23 protein-coding genes and 1 tRNA gene are annotated in these 18,135 nt (G+C 68.2%); 7 read left to right on the top strand and 17 right to left on the bottom strand.

Going from position 1 to position 18,135, the window contains the following annotated elements:
- Window positions 1–119 precede the first annotated feature (119 nt).
- The 5 genes from dnaG (at window position 120) to OX958_RS24005 (ending at window position 4,379) form a co-directional block, all read left to right on the top strand.
- Window positions 120–2,024 (top strand): DNA primase, encoded by a 1,905-nt coding sequence (gene dnaG / locus OX958_RS24025; protein ID WP_270131575.1) that lies wholly within the window; start codon window positions 120–122, stop codon window positions 2,022–2,024.
- An 84-nt stretch (window positions 2,025–2,108) separates the two neighbouring features.
- Window positions 2,109–3,143 (top strand): sigma-70 family RNA polymerase sigma factor, encoded by a 1,035-nt coding sequence (locus OX958_RS24020; protein ID WP_270131574.1) that lies wholly within the window; start codon window positions 2,109–2,111, stop codon window positions 3,141–3,143.
- Window positions 3,144–3,172: 29 nt separating this feature from the next.
- Window positions 3,173–3,715 carry a hypothetical protein gene (locus tag OX958_RS24015; protein ID WP_270131573.1) on the top strand — a complete coding sequence of 181 codons (543 nt, stop codon included), beginning with the start codon at window positions 3,173–3,175 and terminating at the stop codon, window positions 3,713–3,715.
- A 93-nt stretch (window positions 3,716–3,808) separates the two neighbouring features.
- Window positions 3,809–3,881 (top strand) — tRNA-Asn (locus tag OX958_RS24010).
- Between the two features lie 129 nt (window positions 3,882–4,010).
- Window positions 4,011–4,379: a hypothetical protein gene (locus tag OX958_RS24005; protein ID WP_270131572.1), complete on the top strand. Its 369-nt coding sequence runs from the start codon at window positions 4,011–4,013 to the stop codon at window positions 4,377–4,379.
- Here OX958_RS24005 and OX958_RS24000 read toward each other — a convergent pair.
- The 3 genes from OX958_RS24000 to OX958_RS23990 are packed head-to-tail and all read right to left on the bottom strand — an operon-like array spanning window position 4,376 to window position 6,064.
- Complete coding sequence (locus tag OX958_RS24000; RefSeq protein WP_270131570.1) at window positions 4,376–5,239, bottom strand: helix-turn-helix domain-containing protein; 864 nt, start codon at window positions 5,237–5,239, stop codon at window positions 4,376–4,378. The genes OX958_RS24005 and OX958_RS24000 overlap by 4 nt on opposite strands.
- 10 nt (window positions 5,240–5,249) lie before the next feature.
- Window positions 5,250–5,819, bottom strand: coding sequence for a DUF6879 family protein (locus OX958_RS23995; RefSeq protein WP_270131568.1), 570 nt, complete (start codon window positions 5,817–5,819; stop codon window positions 5,250–5,252).
- Complete coding sequence (locus tag OX958_RS23990; RefSeq protein ID WP_270131567.1) at window positions 5,816–6,064, bottom strand: hypothetical protein; 249 nt, start codon at window positions 6,062–6,064, stop codon at window positions 5,816–5,818. The genes OX958_RS23995 and OX958_RS23990 overlap by 4 nt, the downstream gene beginning before the upstream one ends.
- A gap of 145 nt (window positions 6,065–6,209) precedes the next feature.
- On the opposite strand from OX958_RS23990, the gene OX958_RS23985 reads away from it, so the two are divergent.
- Both OX958_RS23985 and OX958_RS23980 read left to right on the top strand, forming a co-directional pair.
- Window positions 6,210–6,479 (top strand): hypothetical protein, encoded by a 270-nt coding sequence (locus OX958_RS23985; protein WP_270131565.1) that lies wholly within the window; start codon window positions 6,210–6,212, stop codon window positions 6,477–6,479.
- Window positions 6,476–6,712, top strand: a complete 237-nt coding sequence (locus OX958_RS23980; protein ID WP_270131563.1) for a hypothetical protein — start codon at window positions 6,476–6,478, stop codon at window positions 6,710–6,712. The genes OX958_RS23985 and OX958_RS23980 overlap by 4 nt, the downstream gene beginning before the upstream one ends.
- Before the next feature lie 155 nt (window positions 6,713–6,867).
- Here the strand turns inward: OX958_RS23980 and OX958_RS23975 are convergent, their stop codons facing one another.
- The 14 genes from OX958_RS23975 to OX958_RS23910 all read right to left on the bottom strand — a co-directional run bounded on the left by OX958_RS23975 (window position 6,868) and on the right by OX958_RS23910 (window position 18,039).
- Window positions 6,868–7,122: a hypothetical protein gene (locus OX958_RS23975; RefSeq protein WP_270131562.1), complete on the bottom strand. Its 255-nt coding sequence runs from the start codon at window positions 7,120–7,122 to the stop codon at window positions 6,868–6,870.
- Complete coding sequence (locus tag OX958_RS23970; protein WP_270131560.1) at window positions 7,119–7,433, bottom strand: hypothetical protein; 315 nt, start codon at window positions 7,431–7,433, stop codon at window positions 7,119–7,121. Before OX958_RS23970 ends, OX958_RS23975 begins: the two co-directional genes overlap by 4 nt.
- Window positions 7,434–7,453: 20 nt before the next feature.
- On the bottom strand, window positions 7,454–7,948 hold the full coding sequence (locus tag OX958_RS23965) for a glycoside hydrolase family 19 protein (protein WP_270131559.1): 495 nt from the start codon (window positions 7,946–7,948) through the stop codon (window positions 7,454–7,456).
- 20 nt (window positions 7,949–7,968) lie between these two features.
- Window positions 7,969–8,613, bottom strand: a complete 645-nt coding sequence (locus OX958_RS23960) for a hypothetical protein (RefSeq protein ID WP_270131557.1) — start codon at window positions 8,611–8,613, stop codon at window positions 7,969–7,971.
- An 18-nt stretch (window positions 8,614–8,631) separates the two neighbouring features.
- Window positions 8,632–8,907, bottom strand: coding sequence for a hypothetical protein (locus OX958_RS23955; RefSeq protein WP_270131556.1), 276 nt, complete (start codon window positions 8,905–8,907; stop codon window positions 8,632–8,634).
- Window positions 8,900–9,325 (bottom strand): hypothetical protein, encoded by a 426-nt coding sequence (locus OX958_RS23950; protein ID WP_270131554.1) that lies wholly within the window; start codon window positions 9,323–9,325, stop codon window positions 8,900–8,902. The genes OX958_RS23955 and OX958_RS23950 overlap by 8 nt, the downstream gene beginning before the upstream one ends.
- An 8-nt stretch (window positions 9,326–9,333) precedes the next feature.
- The gene (locus tag OX958_RS23945) at window positions 9,334–9,480 is read right to left on the bottom strand and encodes a hypothetical protein (RefSeq protein ID WP_270131553.1); all 147 of its coding nucleotides are present in this window, start codon (window positions 9,478–9,480) and stop codon (window positions 9,334–9,336) included.
- Window positions 9,477–10,232, bottom strand: a complete 756-nt coding sequence (locus OX958_RS23940) for a hypothetical protein (protein ID WP_270131552.1) — start codon at window positions 10,230–10,232, stop codon at window positions 9,477–9,479. Before OX958_RS23940 ends, OX958_RS23945 begins: the two co-directional genes overlap by 4 nt.
- Window positions 10,232–11,422 carry a hypothetical protein gene (locus tag OX958_RS23935; protein WP_270131551.1) on the bottom strand — a complete coding sequence of 397 codons (1,191 nt, stop codon included), beginning with the start codon at window positions 11,420–11,422 and terminating at the stop codon, window positions 10,232–10,234. Before OX958_RS23935 ends, OX958_RS23940 begins: the two co-directional genes overlap by 1 nt.
- Window positions 11,419–12,540, bottom strand: a complete 1,122-nt coding sequence (locus tag OX958_RS23930) for a glycine-rich domain-containing protein (protein WP_270131550.1) — start codon at window positions 12,538–12,540, stop codon at window positions 11,419–11,421. The genes OX958_RS23935 and OX958_RS23930 overlap by 4 nt, the downstream gene beginning before the upstream one ends.
- Window positions 12,541–12,550: 10 nt before the next feature.
- Window positions 12,551–13,393 carry a hypothetical protein gene (locus OX958_RS23925; RefSeq protein WP_270131549.1) on the bottom strand — a complete coding sequence of 281 codons (843 nt, stop codon included), beginning with the start codon at window positions 13,391–13,393 and terminating at the stop codon, window positions 12,551–12,553.
- A 2-nt stretch (window positions 13,394–13,395) separates the two neighbouring features.
- Window positions 13,396–17,112 (bottom strand): phage tail tape measure protein, encoded by a 3,717-nt coding sequence (locus OX958_RS23920; protein ID WP_270131548.1) that lies wholly within the window; start codon window positions 17,110–17,112, stop codon window positions 13,396–13,398.
- A gap of 16 nt (window positions 17,113–17,128) precedes the next feature.
- On the bottom strand, window positions 17,129–17,404 hold the full coding sequence (locus tag OX958_RS23915) for a hypothetical protein (RefSeq protein ID WP_270131547.1): 276 nt from the start codon (window positions 17,402–17,404) through the stop codon (window positions 17,129–17,131).
- Between the two features lie 83 nt (window positions 17,405–17,487).
- On the bottom strand, window positions 17,488–18,039 hold the full coding sequence (locus tag OX958_RS23910; protein ID WP_270131546.1) for a hypothetical protein: 552 nt from the start codon (window positions 18,037–18,039) through the stop codon (window positions 17,488–17,490).
- Window positions 18,040–18,135 lie beyond the last annotated feature (96 nt).

The following is an 18,135-nucleotide window of genomic DNA, read 5'->3' as shown; positions in this document are numbered from 1 at the left end:
GTCCCGGCGGGGTCGTCGAGAGCTGAATCGTGCGTCCGGCGGTGACCCGGGCGCCAGCGAATATTCGGCTGTGGCCGTCCGTTGTGTCACGGGCTTCGGTGGGACCGTAGACTCACCGCGTGGCCGGCAGGATCAAGGAAGAGGACATCGCGCTGGTGCGCGAGCGTGCTCGGATCGACGAGATCGTCGGCTCCTATGTGACGTTGAAGAACGCGGGCGGCGGATCGCTCAAGGGACTGTGCCCGTTCCACGACGAGAAGTCGCCGTCGTTCAACGTGACGCCGGCCCGCGGCTTCTTCTACTGCTTCGGCTGCCAAGAGGGCGGCGACGTGATCGACTTCATCCAGAAGATCGATCAGATCAGCTTCCACGAGGCGGTCGAGACGCTCGCCGCCAAGGTCGGCATCCAGCTCCGGTACGACGACACCGGCGCGCCGATCCAGCGTTCGCAGAGCAACCAGCGGCCGCGGCTGGTCGAGGCGCACAAGGTTGCCGCCGAGTTCTACTCCGAGCAGCTGTTCGGCGCCGCGGACGCGATGCTCGGCCGGCAGTTCCTCGACAAGCGCGGCTTCGACCGCGACGCCGCCGTACTGTTCGGCGTCGGTTTCGCGCCCCGCGGCGGTGAGTCGCTGGTCGCGCACCTGCGCGGCCGCGGGTTCACCAACACCGAACTGCTCGCCTCCGGACTCTGCTCGGACGGCCAGCGCGGGCTCTACGACCGCTTCCGCGGCCGGCTGATGTGGCCGATCCGCGACGCCGGCGGTGACGTGATCGGGTTCGGTGCCCGGCGGCTGTTCGACGACGACAAGATCGAGGCGAAGTACCTCAACACCGGCGAGACCGCGATCTACAAGAAGTCCAAGGTCCTGTACGGCGTCGACCTGGCGCGACGGGAGATCGCGAAGGGCAAGCAGGCGGTCGTCGTCGAGGGGTACACCGACGTGATGGCCTGCCACCTGGCCGGCGTACAGACTGCGGTGGCTACCTGCGGCACGTCGTTCGGTGAGGACCACTCGCGCGTACTGCGTCAGTTGCTGCTCGACCACGACCAGTTCCGCGGCGAGGTGATCTTCACCTTCGACGGTGACAGCGCCGGCCAGCGTGCCGCGCTGAAGGCTTTCGAAGGCGACCAGGCCTTCGCGTCGCAGACCTACGTGGCGGTCGAGCCTGACGGACTCGACCCCTGCGATCTGCGGTTGCAGAAGGGCGACGCAGCGGTGCGCGAGCTGATCGGCCGGCGGGTTCCGCTGTACCGGTTCGTGTTGTCCAATGTGCTCTCGAAGTACGACCTGGACCGCGCGGACACCCGGATCGACGCCCTGCGCGACGCGGCGAAACTCGTGATCAGCATCCGCGACCGGTCCAAGGTCGACGCCTTCACACGCGAACTGGCCGGGCATCTGGGGATGGAGGTGGACCAGGTGCGGACCGAAGTACACCGGGCTGCCTCTCGTCCTGCCCCCGCTCCCGCCGCGCCCGACCGCGGTCCCGTGCAGGCGACGAGCGAGGCTCCGGCCGCGCCGCCTCGCGTCGACCTGCCGTCACCGCGCGACCAGCGCTTCACGATCGAGTGGGACGTACTGAAGATCGCGATGCAGCACCCGCACCTGATGGGTACGGCGTTCGACGAGCTGGACGACCAGGACTTCACCCACCCCTGGCTCGCCGCCGTACGGACCGCGATGGCGAAGACCGGCGGCCCCGCGCAGGCTCCGCCGGGGGAGGCGTGGGTGGTCGCGGTCCGCGAGGCGATGGGCATCGACCCGGCCGCCGCCGTCGTCAGCGCGCTCGCCGTCGACCCGGTGCGCCTCGACCGCGATCCCGACGAGATCTACGCCCGGGCACATTTGGCCCGGCTCCAGGAGCTCACCTGCCTACGCCGGATCGCCGACCTCAAGTCGAAGCTCCAGCGCACCAACCCGATCGACAAGGCCGACGACTACAACCGGATGTTCGGCGAACTGATCGCGCTGGAGCGCTACCGCGCCGAACTCCGCGAACAAGCGATCAGCGGTGCCATCTAGGGCCTGTTTTCCACAGCCCCAGAACTACCCGCCGGTCACCCATCGTCATCACGGCACTCTCTTGAGTAACAGAGGGAGACTGCCATGCCAAACCTGGACTGCGACCCGGCCGACCTGCACGCCCTGATCACCTACCTCCGCGACATCGGCCGCCACGAGCTGCTCAGCACCGAAGAAGTCACCACCCATGCCTTCTGGATAGAAGCCGGCCTGCTGGCCGCCGACCGCCTGACCACCCTCACCGCCTCAAACCCACAGCCGATCTCGCCCGCGCGCCCCGCGCCGACTGCTCAGCCACCCTCGCCTGCCGCCGAAGACATCCGTCACCCTTCCGCCTCGTCTTCCACACAACACGCCACCCCATCCGCAAAGGCGCCGAGCGAAACCAAGACCACTGATCACCTCATCACCGACCTGCAGGAGATCGTCGTACTGGGCGAACAAGCCCGCCAGAAGATGATCGAGGGCAACCTCCGCCTGGTCGTCTCCCTGGCCAAGCGCTACACCGGCAAAGGCATCTCCCTCCTCGACCTCATCCAGGAAGGCAACCTGGGCCTGATGAGAGCGGTCGAGCGCTTCGACCACCGACTCGGCAACCGCTTCTCCACCTACGCCATCTGGTGGATCCGCCAGTCGATCGGCCGCGCCATCTCCGACCGCTCCAGACTCGTCCGCATGCCCGCCCAGGCCTACACCGACGCGGGCCGGGTGGCAGCCGTCCAACGCGAGCTCACGCAACGCCTGGGCCGCGAGCCATCCACCGCCGAAGTAGCAGCCGGAGCCTCGCTCACCGTCGCTCGCGTCGAGCGCGCCCACGCCTGGAAGATCCGCCCCGAGACCCTCGATCTGGACGACACCGACCAGTACGTCGACGACGACTCCATCGTGCTCCGAGCCGCGCTCCGGCGTGATCTGCACTACCAACTCGAGTTCCTCGACGACGACCAACGCGCAGTACTCAGCCTGCGCTTCGGCCTGATCGGCCCAGCCGCGGCGTCGGTCGACGAAACAGCCGCCCTGCTCGACCTCGATCCCGACCAGGTTCGCACGCTCGAATCCCAAGCCCTGATCGATCTCCGGCGCCGCTGCGCGATCGGATTGCGGGACTACGCGGCCTGACGGTTGGACCGCCCTGAGACCATGGACCTGTGCTGAGACTTCGTCGTACGTCGTGGCCGCGCGAGCTGAGCGAGGCGGTCGCTATTGCCTCCAGGCATTCCCCGGGCGGCAAAGAGGACATCCTGGCCGCAGTACAGCTGCTCGACGGCAGCTGGGTGGCCGGCGGCCGCGCAGCGCTGTACCTGCCGACGGAGACCGACGGCACGGTCCGCCGCGTCGGCTGGGAGAAGATCGAGCGGGCCGGCTGGGACTCGGAGGAGTCCGTCCTGCGCGTCTACGAGACCACCGCCTTCGGCACTCCACTGCGTAGTACCGAACTCAAGGTCGAAGATCCCGGCCGCTTCGGCCAGCTACTGCGTGAGCGCATCGACGCGAGCGTCCTGATCCAGCGCCACGTCGTACTGTCCGGCAAGAAGGGCGTCCGCGTCGTCGGCCGCCGCAACCCCTCCGAGCCCGACGCCCAGGTGCACTGGAACTTCGTTCTGGACAAGGGATTGGAGCCCTCCCAGCCCGGCGTCGTCGACGGCGCCGAAGCCGCCCTGGCAGCAGTCCGCGACGAGTTCGGAATCTGACCCGGCAGCGACCCGGAATCCCATTTTTGCAGTTGGTCCCCGGCCTGCTAACCTACTCAAGTCCTCGGGGTTGAGGACGAAGAAGCACCTCGATCCCGCGTAGCTCAATTGGCAGAGCAGCCGGCTGTTAACCGGCAGGTTACTGGTTCGAGTCCAGTCGCGGGAGCAGAAGAAAGACCAGGTCAGAGGCCGGTTCCGATAGGGACCGGCCTTCGTCGTGCCAGCCCCGTGCCAGATCCTCTGGCGACGCGCCGAGGCCTTCCCCGCGAAGCTCCCTGCCCCCCACACTCGGGGCATGAACTTGAAGATGGGGGCCGGCCGCAGGGCGGGTGTGATCGTGGGCGTGACGCTGTTGGCAGCAACGGTCGGCGGGGTGGTGTTGATGAAGTCGGACGAACAGAAACCAGTCAGCGCGGAAGTCCGTGACCGGATGTTCGAGTTGGGCGAAGCATGCATAACAGCCGCCCAGCAGAAGCTTTCGCCGCTAGTGACACACGACAGCGGCAAGCAGAGCTTCGAGCAGATTGACGGCACCGATTGGCGGGTGCTGGGTGAGGTGAACCACGAGACCAAGTGGGGCGACAACTGGTACGACGTGACCTGCGTCGTCGCGTGGACCTCGCCGACTGTCAAGGTGAAGTCGGTCGAGACAGCCGCTCGCTAGGAGCTCGTCTCGTGGTGGCGGTCGAGCCTGCGGGTTAGGAGTGCCCTGGCCTCGGGGCCGTAGACGGCGGCGTTCGCGAGGTGGCCGAAGATCCGCTCGTAGGCTCCGATCTCGTCCGCCTGGGTGATGTTCAGGCCGGCGGTGAAGAGCTCGACCAGCACCAACTTGCTGTCGTACAGGTAGAAGCCGTGCTGCGGCCCGACGCTGAAAGTCGCATCGAACGGGATGATCCCGACGCGGATCGCCGGCAGAGTCGTCATCGAGATCAGGTGGCCGATCTGTCCGGTCATCACGTCGGGCGGGCACACCTGGTACCGGATGACGGCCTCGGTCATCACGAAGTGGAACTTCTTCTCACCACGGTGCAGGATCCTCTGCCGGTCCATCCGAGCAGCGATCGCCTCATCGAGCTCGGCCTCGCTCTTGGGCACACCGCGCTCGGATTCATCCGGATCACCTTCCGCGAACCGGTACCGGGCGTACTCGGCTGTCTGCAGCAGGCCAGGTACGAAGCAAGGCTCGAAGTTCCGAGTCAGCGACGTCGACGCCTCGATCTCAGCGATCGAACGCTGCCGGGAGGGGAGGCCCGTGCGGAACATGCGTCGATGCTCGACGTACTGCTGCTCGAGGGATCGCAGCGTGCCGACGAGCTCCGCAACGATCGCCTCGCGACCGCAGATCAGGGCCCATGTGGCGAGGTCTGCGTCGGTTGGTGTCTGCTGCCCCGACTCGATCTTCGAGATCTTGGATGGCACCCAGGAGGCCGCAGCCGCTAGGTCACGCCCGGTGAGGTGGGCGTCCAGTCTCAGCTCCCGGAGACGGTTGCCGAGCGCCTCACGCGCTCGCTGGAAACTGGACACCCACACTCGCTTATCTGTTGATGTTGCTCTTGCTGAGGAACTCGTCGTCGTACCTTGACAGGTACTCGGCCCGCGGGGCCGCGAACCGCCGAGCGACATCTCGGAAGTAGGCGTGCTCAAGGATCACCGCGGGATCGTGGATGATGTCCGCTCCGAGCAACACGTCCTGGTCATCGTGCCGGAGTATGCACATCTTGTGTGAATCAAGCAGCCAGTAGTCGTACGTCGGCAGGCCCAGCTCGTTCGCGCGACCGCGCGACAGGTAGCGGATGTCCTCACCGGCTGCGGTGTTGAGGCGTGCCGAGTGGAGGCCGTACCGCACGTAGTCCGACCACGGTTCGCTCACCACCCGAACGCGCTCAATGCGCCGGCCTTCGAGGGTGCGGCGGAGGACCAGGCCCATCCAGTCTTCCATCCACGACTCGTCATCTGGCTCGCCAGCGACGAACTTCTGAACGTGCTCCGCCTCGCTCGGGTCGGCGTAGTTGTCTCTCACCTCGAGCCGGTACGCGGTGTGCTGGTAGCCACGAGCGAACTCGACGAACTCCGCGCCGACGTTGACGAAGGTCGGATCGGTCACGCCGTGGGGCCGGTCTGGCCGGCGTGGTGGGCAAGGATTAGCTCGACGAGTCCCGGCGTGATGATGACCGCGTCCTCGCCCTCGGGGAAATTCACCAGCTGACCACGTGCCAGGTCGCTGGTCAGCTTGTAGCCCTGGACGATGTATCTGCCGTCGTCCGTCGCGTAGTACGACGGGCAACCTTCCTTGTTCGTGTTGGGGTCGGTGGCGATGTGGTTGAGCTGCTCGGGTTGCGGGTGCTGCATGGTGATTCTCCTCGGGGTAGGTGGGGTAATCAGCTTGCCGGTGCTCACACAGAGTGCGAACTCGACGCCGAAATAGTCAAGGGCCTAGGAGAAATCTCTAGAAACTTCGTTCACCTTGGAGCGACGGCTCCCTAACGTAGTGCTCATGATCAGGGCCGCAGATGACCGCACGCAGGAAGTGGCCGATGATCCAGATCTGACCGCCGTGCTCGACGCGTGGCCCCGACTCGCTCCCGATGCTCGACGGATGTTGAGCACGCTGGCGACATCTGGCCGCTTGGATGCGCCGACCGACGCTGCCCGTGAAGAGACCGTGCCGCCGCCGACGGCTCATAACGAGGTGCAGCTCGGGCCCGGCGACTGGCCGATCCTGAGTTCGGCGTGGGAGCGCCACGACGATCCGGAGTTGTCGTGAGCTCGGCTCGGCGCCGGCCTGGCGTGGCCGCGCGACCCGGGCCGCTGGAGTGGACCGACCTGAAGCGGGACGACAGGATCCAGCACTTCGAGTACGGCAAGGGAACGGTGCTGGTGCCGGGTCCTGCGATCATGCACGTCTGCTGGGATAAGGGCTCGCGAGTCGACACTCACACGCCTGCCATCGCACGGTTCTTCACTCTGCTCGGGCCGGACGACGAGCCGGTGACGTAGCTCTCGCGTCTTTGGTTCCCTGATGCCTGACCGTCGGTGGCGGTTGAAGCCCAGTGGGACGAAGGCCTCCGGGCCGGTAGCTCGCGCCGGAGACGCGAGAAGGCGCCCCGCTCCCTGGATAGGGAGCGGGGCGCCGTACGTCGTACTGAGCTGGACTAGCTGTCTGCCTTCGGCGCGGCCGCGAGGAACGGCAGGACCTTCTGCAGCAGGTCGTTCACCTGGCGCAGCGCCATCACCCGGGTGATGGCGCCGGCGATCGCGAGGCCGGTCGCTGCCCAGCCGCCCGCTGCAGCGGGGTCCTGCTGGGTGGCAGCCTGGTAGACCAGCGGTGCCATGGCGGCCGCGCCGACCACGCCGGCGAACACCGTGCGAGTGACCGCCCGCCACGGGTACTTCGACTGGGTGATCACGAGTTGGTCCTCTGCGGCCACTGGTAGTGGCGCTCGCCGTCGCCCTCGGTGGCGCTGGTCACCCAGAGGGTGTCGTTGCCGTCGAGGAAGATCTGGCCGTTGACGGCCGCCCCGGGCTCGTCACCCCAGACGCGGGTGATCAGCAGCGGGAAGGTCTGGCCGGCCTCGGCCTCGTTGCCGGCGTGAGTGACGTAGCCGGTGTGGCGCTTGGAGGCGCTGTGGGCGTCGGCGTCACGCCGGCGGTTGTTGATCTGCTTGGCCTCGTCCGCGGTGATCGTGTAGTGGACGATCCGGCCGATGGTGGGGGTCATTCCTTGCTCCATTCTCGAGTTCACCGCGCGCAGCTGATGCCGTCCGGCACGGTGCCGGTCAGGTGGCGCAGTGCGATCTTGAACGACTCGCAGCGGCGAGCGTCTTCGGTTCCGTCGCCGATCGGGTAGCCGATCGCGGCGTTGACCTTGCCCATCTGCAGGGCGTCGGCCATGGGGTTGCAGCGCCGAGCCACGGTCCAGTACCAGCGGGCGATCCGGGCCGACCACTCAAGCGACTGCGCGAGGTCGGGCTTGGCGACCAGGTCGACGCCGAGGCGATCGCCGGCGGCCTCGTAGTTCTTCACCCCGGTCAGCTGGATGTAGCCGCGCCCGGCGAAGGCCGCGGTCGAGCCGCGCTGCTTCGCGTTGTACTCGAAGGCGGACTCGTGCGCGAGGGTCGCCAGGAACGCGGCCACACGGCGCGGACTGTTGATCTCGGCAACGGTCATCTGCTCGAGCAAGCCGGGCAGGCCGGCCTCGACGATTGCTGTGTCGCCGACGCGGCCGGGGAACATGGCCCGGAGGTCGGCGACAGTCAGGCTTTTGGGGTGGCGGCCGCCGTGATCTTCGCGGCGACGGCGGTCGCGATCCGGTCGATGTTCGCCGTCGTCAGGATCTCGGCCTCGGCCGCCTGGCCGGCGCGCAGCGCGTCGGGGCCGTCGGTCTGCCGCTCGAACGTCTTCAGGTCCTGGGTGTAGGCCTGGAGCCGCGGCTCCAGCTTCCTGTAGACGCGGGTGGCGATCGCCTCGATGTCGGCTTCCTTCACTTCGTCCTCCTCGGCTGGTGCCGCCTTCTTGAACCAGGCGGCGGTGTTGGTCTCAGCAGCACGGGTGTGCTTGATGCTGATGTGGATGTGCTTCTCGTGCGGGTCGCCGTCGTACGGCTCCCAGTCCCACGGCTGCCCGTCGTCGGTGGCCGACGCGATCTTGCGGTCGTGGATGATGTACGCCGTCCGCGGATCCCGGAGAGCGGCCGCGATGACCGCGGCCTTGTCGATGCCCTTGATGTAGACGTCGATCGCCCGCACGACGCCGCCGGCATCCCAGTCGGGGTTGTGGTCGGACTTGCGCGCCTGGTGCGACGGATCACCGATCCATCCGTCGTTGGCCCGGTTCGGCCACCGGCGGTCCATCTCCTCGCCGAAGGCCTCGAGCGACGCGGCCTTGTAGTAATCAACCATGGTTGCCTACTCCGATCGTCAGGGTGAGGTGAGTTGAGGTGGCCACGGCGGTACCTCGAGGTCGGCGGCCTCGATCGTCCGGCGCAGCTGGAAGATGTAGTCGTCGGTGATGAGCCGGTGTCGGCGCGCGGACTCGGCCTGGGTCTTCAGGTCGGTGATCTCGGTTTTGAGTTCCGTGATCTGCTGCTGCGTGACCTCGGCCTTCGGCCTGGACTTGTTGAGCTTGGCAACGACCACGACGCCGACCAGGCTGAGGACTCCTAGGACGATTGAGACAACCGCGCCCTCACTCATGAGCCACCGCAGGTTGCTCGGACACGGCTGACCGTGTGAGCAGCCCGATGACGGCGAGCCAGGGGAACAGGTAGGTGCTGGCGTTCAGCCACTCGCGTGACGTTTCGTCGTTGAAGCAGGCGATCACCCAGGCCGCGAGATAGGCGCCGCCCCAGATGACCCACATCGTGCTCAGTACGACGATGGCGATCGTGTCTGCCCGGCGGCAGACCGACGCGGTGAGCAGCAGCACCGCGGCGAGAAACCAGCCGACGACGTACGCCGACAGCGGGACGTACGCCGAGATCAGATCGAGCGCGCCTGGCAGTTTGGCCGGCTGATTGCTGGGGACGTAGGCGAGTGCCCGGGTCGCAGCGAAGCCTGCCAGCGGCAGCAACACCCACCCTCGCGCGCCTCGGAGAGGATTCCAGCGGGTCATGTCGGCTCCTATTCGGAGGGGGTGGGTGGGCGGGGCCGGTACTTGCCTTCGGCATCGACGGGCTGATCCGGAGCGGGCACCCACTCGCCTTGCCAGAGCTGCTCGGGGATCGAGTCGGCGCCGAACGTCAGGCCTTCTGCTTGCATCTCGGTCATGTCTGGATCCCGTAGGCGAAGAAGGGGCGGACGATGATGTTGCCGGCGCCCGCGGTACGGCGGGCCTGGATCGCGATGTACTCGAGCGCCATGTGGGTGGCGGCAGGGAGTGGGAAGACGTAGGCGGGTGCGATCGAGCCGCCAGCGGGGATGACGGTTGGGCCGGCCAGCACGGTGGCGCCGGCTACGATCCGGACCTCGCCGGCGGTGGTGCCGTCGGATGCGAACGCCGAGATGCCGACGGTCATCTTGGGGTGCTGGCGCGGCCCGGCGAGGGTGTGGGTTTCGGTGAAGGTGGCGGCGGTGACGTTCTGGTTGTCGGCGCCGCTGGTGACCGCGTACGGCACGTACGGGCGGGCGAGGCCGATGCCGCCGTCGGTGTCGTCGGCGACCACGACGTTGCCGCCGCGGTCGTACCAGTTGAGGGCCTGGCGGTAGTTGGCCGGTGTCCCGTCGCCGGGGAAGGCGTCGAACAGTGCGAGGGCGATCGACTCGTCGTTGCGGCGCATGATCATGCCGCGCTGCGGACGCCCGTCGTCGAGGTTGGGGGAGATGTTGCCGAGGTAGAACAGGGTGGTGCCGTTGTAGTCGCGAGACTTGATCGCGCCGCCGTCGACGACCAGGTCGCCGTCTTCGATGATCGCCGATTCCAAGGTGACGGCGCCGCGGAGCTCTTCGATCTGGCGTTGCATCTCGGCGAGGCGCTGGTTGATCCATTCCGGTCCGTCGGACAGGGGCGTTGGGGTGGCCATCAGGTGGGGTTGTCCTCTCCGGGCTGCCACAGCACGGGCAGGAAGTTGTTCGCGTCGATGTCGAGGGTCCAGCCGAACGCGCGGGCGACGATGTCGAGGCCGGCGGGGTGGCCGTACGACGGTGGGCCGGGCCGGTCGACCATGGCGGCGGCGACGGTGAACCGGACGTCGGAGCCGATCGGGAAGTCGCGCTCGACCTGCGGGCATCGGGTCGCGTCGGCGGTGAGGGTGTAGATGGTTTGGCCGTCGACCATGCGGGCGACGTCGGCCGCGGCCGCGCCGGGCAGCTCGGTTGCGCGGGCGGAGGCCTTCGTGGTGGTCGCTTCCCAGCGGCCGGCGATCGCGATGTCGGACTCGTTGCGGGCGGTGGCCGACGGGGTCGAGCTGCCCTGCCCGTTGGCCACTGCGGTGACGGCGTTCGCGCCGACGCCTTCGGTGTGGTCTTCGCCGGCGTTGTAGGCGTGAACCATGCCGGGCCACCGGAACACGGCGTTCGGGTCGGTCGACGCGGTGCCCAGCCGGGGCCGGCCGACGAGGGTGAGGCCGACGGCGTCGCCGTTCCACCAGCCGTTGATGGTCCACTCCGGGCCGTTCGCGTAGCCGGACAGCTCCTGCAGGCAGGACAGCACGGTGCGCCGCTCTGGGGCCTTGTAGCGGATGCTGCGGGTGGTGGTGAGGCCGACCAGGTCCAGGCCGATGTTCCAGCCCTCGACGTTCGCGTCGGCGATCAGATCGGTGATGATCTGCGCGTCGGTGTGGCCGGCCTCGCCGGTGTAGATGTGGTTGCCGGCGTAGCGCCGGTTGAGCACGCCTTCGATCGTGGTCGCGCCGAGTTGCGCAGTGGAGGTGTTGCCGCGGGTCGGGCGGGACGTGACGACCCCGACCCAGGGCAGGTCGCTGGTCTCCTCGCCCGGGTAGGTCCGCTCGAGCGCGATCAGCGTGCGCCGAGGGATGGTCGATCCCCAGAAGTCGACGCCGGCGCCGAGCTCGGCCAGGTCGCAGGTCAGGTCGAGGGTGGTCGGTGCGCCGATCAGCTTGGACGGCGTACCGCGCAACGGCAGGATCTCCAGGCGGCGACCGGTCTTGAAGTCACAGGCATGCCACCGATACGCCGGCTGCGCGACCGGCGGCGGCTGCATCTGGGCGCCGCCGGCAGACAGTAGGCCGAACGACTCGACAGCGATGGTCACCGGAAGTGCGCCTCGAAGATGACGACGCCGTCCGCAGCGGGCCCGCCGGACTGGTTCGCCGTCGTCACGAACGCACCACTGCCACCGCCGCCGTACTGCTTTCCGGAGTTGCCCGCGCCGATCGCGGTCCTGGCCTGCGCCGAGCCGCCCAGGTACGAGGCGCCGCCCCAGCCGTGGAGAGCCGAGACACCGCTGAGTACCCGGCCTTGGCCGCCGTCGGATCCGGAGACGTTCAGGTCGCCGCCGGTCGCGGTGCCACCCGCGCCGCCGCTCGCTGCTGTATTGCCGGCGCCGACGGTGCCCTGCGAACCACCGATACCGCCGTTGGCGGTCAGGCCACCGACCGAGCTCGCGCCGCCGTCTGCTCCCTTCGACGACGAAGGTGTGCCGCCGATACCTCCCGCCCCCACGGTGACCGCCACGGAAGCACCAAGGGCACCAGCCGGATAGATCTTCTCGGTGTAGCCGCCGCCACCACCGCCGCCGCCTTCACCATGCGCAGTACCGGCCACACCCAGGCATCCACCGCCACCGCCGCCGCCGGCCTGGACCCGGACCTTGAACCACTTGCAGCCAGCCGGTTCGTTCCAGGTGCCGTCGGCGTTGAAGCGGTCAATCTTGGGCGGTGGGTTGTAGTAGGTCCGCTTGTCGGTGACTGTCGCGCCGAGGGTGTTGTTGATCGGCACGTTGATCTCGGCCATCAACACCGCGGTGGTCGGGACGGTCGCGGCCGCGCCGCCCGGCGCGCCGGGTGCGTAGACAACGATGCTGCGCCGCTGGTTTGACGCGTCGACCTCGTGATCTTGGACTTCGACCCAAACCCGGTCGACCCGGGCCAGTGTCGCGTGTGCGGCCTGCAGCGTCTTTGTTGCCTGAGGCTCGTACCCGACGTAGGCGCCGGTCGTGGTGGTGAGACCTTGGATGACGAAGTTGAGCGCCTGGTGCGTGATCGTCGTACCGGCCAGGCTGACCAGCCCGGTGCCGTACTTCACGCCAGAGAACACGCGGCCGCCCCCGGGCCCCTCGAAGAACGCGGCCTCGATCTGGCGCAGCTCGCCCGCGGTCAGCTCCGGGCCCGCTGCGCCGGCCTCGTAGGTGATCCAGAACGGTTCGCCCATCAGGTGCTCCTCATCTGTAGCCGTCGAGCCAGTCGACGGTTGCCAGCGCGGCGGTCGTGCCGGACGCGGCTCGGAAAGCGATGGTGTTGGTGGTCTTCGGCGCGATCGCCCAGAACTCGCCGCCGACCAGGCCGCCGCGCGACGCGGTCCCCATCAGCAGCGCGGACTGGTACTTGGTGCTGATCTCCACGAACTCACCAACGCCGAGATCGCCCTTGTAGGTAAGGGATCGGCTGGTGGTGACGTTGGTCAGTGACGGGTGGCTGCAAGGGCCGTCGAACCGGATCGTGGGGAAGACGGCCTTGTTGCCGGCGTTGACCTCGGCGCCGTCTCCGGTCTGCGACGTACCGGTGACGCGGATCGGTACGCGGATCGGTACGCGCAGCCCGCCGGTGCTGGACGGCAGGCGCAGCTCGAGGTGGCGGGGGATGACGCCGTACCTGGTCGAGTCGGGGCAGTAGAGCTCGGCGCTGTAGGACCACAGCACGTCGGTGTCGTCGTTCCATTCCACTGCGCTGTTCTGCCGGGCGAGCGTCTGCAGCGCCTTGGTCTCGGTGATCCGGAGCGGGAACAGATCGAGGTCGACGCGAGCGTTGAAGTCGTCGACGGCTGCCTCCCGTAGTTCCCGGGTCGGCGCCTGGACTTGGCCGGTGATCGTGACGAGCCGCGGCCCGGTCCACTGGGTAGGGCTGGTGCCGCCGTCGGTCCCGGACCGCTGGATCCCGCCACCGGTCGGGGCCGGGACTCCCCAGCCAGTGATCTTGCTGCAGGTGACTGTCACGCCGTCCGCGTCCGGGCCGTTGTTGATCTGCAGCCCGTTGAGGTCGACCTGGGCTTCGTCGGGCATCGGCATGGTCAGGCCTTCCCTGCGAATCGGGCAGCGGCCAGCGTGCGGTGACCGATGACGTCGGCGGTGCGGTAGTCGGTCCCGGTGAAGGTCTGCTGCAAGATGACCTGCTTCTCCACGACCGGCTGGCCGCCGGCTCCGTGGCCACTGAAGCGGTTGCCGGCGAAGTACCGATCGGGGTCGACGACGTGGTTGGGCTCGACGCGGCCGGGCCGGCCGCCCATCCGCAGGATCTCCGGGCCGCGCTCGCCGACCCAGTAGTCCTTGTAGGCCTGGACCGATCCGCCGTCGGCACGGCCGGTGAGGATGTTCTTGCCGCCGTACTGGGCGGTGGCTGATCCGGCGCCGATCAGATTGGCCTGGGCCTCGAGTGCCTTCTGTGCGGCGTTGAGCGAGGCGACCAGGCCGAGGCCTCCGGACAGGATGGCTTGGGCGATCTCGCTGCCGGCGTCGGCGCCGCTGGACACGATCTGCCCGATGAGGGTCTCGGAAAGGCCGGCCTTTCGCAGCCGTTCGATCTGGCCACGGAACGCGGCGAGTTCCTTGCCCTGGGCCTGCAGGTCGCCGAGCAGCCCCTTGCCGGTGCCGGACATCCCGAACAGGTCGGCCAGGCCGGACCCGGACTTGAGGCCGGTGGAGATCTGGTCGGCCAGTGCGACCGCGTCTTTCTGCGCGGCGACGATCGCCTCGATCGACCGCTGGTGCGCCTCGTTGGCTCTGGTGGCGGCGTCGAGCTTCGCCTTGTAGACGGCGTCGGCCTTCTCGCTGGCCTTTGTCGCGGCGACGGCGGCTGCCTTCGCCTTGTTGGTGGCGGCGATGCGGCGCTCGAGTTCGCGGTTGGCGTCCGCGATCGTCTTGGTCGACGCCTTCTCGGAGCGCAGCCGGGCGATCCGGGCGCGCTGCTGCTTCTCGGCCGCCAGGCCGCGGGCGACCTCGGCCTTCGCGTTCGCCTCGACGGTGTTGGCGCGGGCCGCGGTCCGCTGTGCCGAGGCGGCGGCCGAGCGGGTGTTGGTCTGGTTCTTCAGCGTCGCGCTGAAGTTCACGCCTTCGAGTGGGTTGAACTGCTTGGCCAGCTGGCCGAGCAGATAGTTGACGTCGACCAGGCGGTTGCCGCCGACCAGGCCGCCGGTGGCGTACCCGTCGAGACCGGCGTTGATCGCCTCGAGCTGCGCGCGGTGCTTCTTGGTCTGGCGCGCGTTGATGACGAACTCGCCCGACGCGGCCGCGATCACCATGTTGTCGACCCCGGAGGGCTCGCCCGGCAGGATCCCGCCACTGGCCCGGGCGATCTCCACACCCTTGGTCTTCGCCGGGACGAAGTTCTCGATCATGTTCTTGTAGGTGGTGACGGTGATGTCGACGTTCTTGCCGCGCAGGCTGTCGATCGCGGCCTGGGCCTGCTTCTTCGCGGCGAGCAGCTGCGCGATCTCGGCGGTCAGCTTCGCCCGGCGTTCCTTGGTGAGGTTCTTGTCGTTCAGCTGTGCCCGGGCGCGGGCGAGCTTCGCGTCGATGTCCTTGGTGTCAGCCCGTACTGCGGTGGTGCTGCTCTTCGGGATCGAGAACACGGCTTCGACGTAGGCCTCGGCCGCGGCCTTCGACCCGTAGAACCTGGTCGCCACCTGCAGCAGCTGCTCACGTTGCGAGGTGAATGCCGCCTGGATCTGCGGCTGCGCCTTGCCCTGCTCGCGCATCGACTCGACCACCGCGAGACCGGCGTCGGCGACGCCGTCGAGCGCCTCCTGGTTCTTGCGGCCCTTCTCGGTGGTGATGTCCAGCGACCGGCCGTTCTCCTTCAGCGACTCGCGCGCGTCGGCGAGCGCTGCCTGGAAGTCGCGCAGCAGACCGCGGCTGTCGAGCATCGCGTTGTTGGCCTTGGTGATGCTCTCGGCCTCTTTGTCGAAGGCCTTGGCCGCGGCCTTCACATCCTCGGCAGCCTTCTTGTTGGCTGCGGCGACGCCGTCGATCGACTCCTTGTTGACCTTCGCGCCCTCAGCGGTGAGCTTGTGCTCCTGCTGCGCCTTGGTCAGGGCGCCATTGGTGCCGACGAGCTCTTCCTTCAGCTGCTTCGCCGCGAGACCGGTGGCACTCAGGGTCTTGTTGTTGCCGGTGTAGGAGTTGCCGACCTGGGTGTTGGCCCTGATCACAGCGTCGAGGCTGCCGACAACATCCTTCATCGCCTGGTCGTTGCCGAGCGCAGCATCGGTGATCTTCGACAGGTCAAGACCGAGGTCTTTGGCCTTCTTCGCTAGACCACTCTGGGCGAGCTCGGCCGCGACGTAGGACCTCGTGCTCTTGGTGATGGCGCCGGTCTGCTCGTCGAGCGTCCCGGACAGGTCCTTGACCTTGGCCGCGGCGTCGGCGTTCCGCTTCGCGAACACGCTGTACAGGGCGACGGCGCCGGTCAGTACTACGCCGACGGCGCCCATCGACAGTGTCAGCGTCTTGCCGGTCCGGCCGAGCGCCGACCAGGACTCGCGGGCCTCTCCGGCGGCCGAGGCTGCCTTCAGCAGGCCGGCTGCCGAGAGGCCACCGACCGCGAGCACGGCGGTCAGGCCGGCCGCGACTGCCTGCACCTCGTCGGGCAGGCCGGCGAAGCCAGTCACCGCGGCGTCGGCGCCTTGCGCCAGGCCGCGCAGTACGTCGTTGGCGCCGGATCCGGACTTGATCAGCGCGGTGTCGAGTGCGCCGCCGAGCCGCTCGATATCGCCGGACAGGTTGTCGGTCTTGGTCGCGGCGGTCTCGGAGGCGAAGCCGGCGTCGTCGACCTTGCCGGTCCAGTCCGCGATGCCCTTGGCGCCGTTGGTGTACAGCACGTTGGCCGCGCGGATGGCGTCGCTGCCGAAGATGGTGGCGAGCGCCTGGTCGCGCTGCTGCTGGGTCAGCCCGGACAGCTTGGTCTTGAGCTGCTCGGCCAGCGGGCCGATGCCGACGAAGGCGCCCTGCGCGTCGTACGCGGAGATGCCGAGCTCGTCCATGAGCCGGCGCGATTCCTTGCTGGGGTTGGCCAGCTGCAGCAGCATCGTCTTGAAGCTGGTGCCGGCGTCGGACCCGATCAGGCCTTGCGCGGCGAACGCGGCCAGGGTGCCGGTCGTCTCCTCGATCGACAGGTTGAACTGCGACGCGACCAGGCCGGACTGGTTGAGCGCCTGGGCCATGTCGGACACTTCGCCCTGGGCTTTGCCGGCGGCCGCGGCGAGTAGGTCGGCGATGTGCGGGACGTCCTTGCCCTTGAGCTTGAACTGGGTCATCGCCGTCGCGGCGATCTCGCCGGCGTCGGCGACCGCGAGCTCACCTGCAGCGGCCAGGTCGAGCGCGCCGTTGAGTCCGCCGTTCAGGATGTCGGTGGTCGAGACGCCGGCCTTGGCCAGGTTCTCGATCCCCTGCGCAGCCTCCGTAGCGGAGAACTTCGTCTTGGCGCCGGCGTCGAGCGCGGCATCGCGCAGCTTGGCCATGCCGATGGTGTTCTCGCGGGTCGAGGCCTTGACCGACGACATGGCCTTGTCGAACGCGGCGAACCGCTGGACCGCGATCACCCCGACCGCGGTGGCGGCAGTGCCGACGCCGGCGAAACCGCGGGCCATGTCGTCGAGTGACCCGCGGTTCTTGTGCGCCTCGTCGGTGATGTCACCGATCGCCTTCTTGCCCTGGGCAACAGCCGTGCGCAGCTGCGCGCTCCACTGGCCGAGTTTCAGCTGCAGGCCCACGGAAACAGTGCGATCGGTCACCCGGCAGCACCCCCTGTCACGGTCGTCGGTGGACCTCCCACAGGAGGGCCTCGGGATGTGCTGCAGCGGCCTTGCCGGGCTCGGACGCCGCGTAGTACGGCGCCTGCTTCTGCGCCAGCGACGTCGCCCGGTGACACCGGGTCGGGAGCGGAACTTCCCAGCGGCCTTCACTGGCCGGGTCGGAGCACTCCTCGCGCTGCCCACCACAGACGGGGCAGCGGTTGTTCTCGAACTCCGTGAGGGCTAGCGCCCAGTCACGGTCGTCGTCGTCCCACTCCGGTTCGCGGGTCACGACGGTCTTGCCGGTGTAGTTGCCTTCGGCGTCGAAGTGCTCGTGCGTCTCGGCCGGCTCCCACCCGAAGAACCGCCGGTGGCTTACTCCCCAGGATCGGGCTGTTGCGAGGTCTCTTCGGAGCTCTGGCGAGCTCGCGATTCGTTTCCGGAGAAAGGGACGCGCCCGTCACCAACGTTCACCAAGTGGGCCGCGGCCGCGAGCTCGTCCCACTGGCCCTGGGTGACGCCCTCGAGGAACTGGTCCAGCGTCTCGGCGTCGAGCTCCGGTTCGATGATCGAGGCCGGGATGGCGTCGTTGTAGATCGAGTCCGCGAAGTCCTGGGTCGGGTCCTCCGGCGGGTGCTGCGCGACGAGCGCTTTCCAGTCCTTCTTCTCCAGGCCGCGCATCCGGACGACGATCGTGTGCTCGTCGGCCTCGGCGCGGACCTTGGCCATCTGCTCGGCGATCTCGCGGGCCTTGGTGTTCCCGACCAGCATCTGGGTCGGGTTCTCCTGCTTGATCCGGACCAGCTGGCGGTCCAGGTCGAGCATCGCCGCGACCAGGTCGCCGCGCATGCAGATCGGGGTGGTCCACTCCGGGCGCGTGCGCTTCTGGATCAGGGCGCGCACCTTCTTGATGTCCTGCTTGTTCACGTTCGGCTCCTTCGGCTTCTCGGCTTCGGGGGTGGTGGGGGTACAGCAGCGCGCCCGGTCCGAAGCCGAGGGGACCGGGCGCGCTGATCAGGGAGG

The sequence above is a fragment of the Kribbella sp. CA-293567 genome, from assembly GCF_027627575.1.
Classification (GTDB): domain Bacteria; phylum Actinomycetota; class Actinomycetes; order Propionibacteriales; family Kribbellaceae; genus Kribbella.
This window is presented reverse-complemented; position numbering and strand designations above follow the sequence as displayed.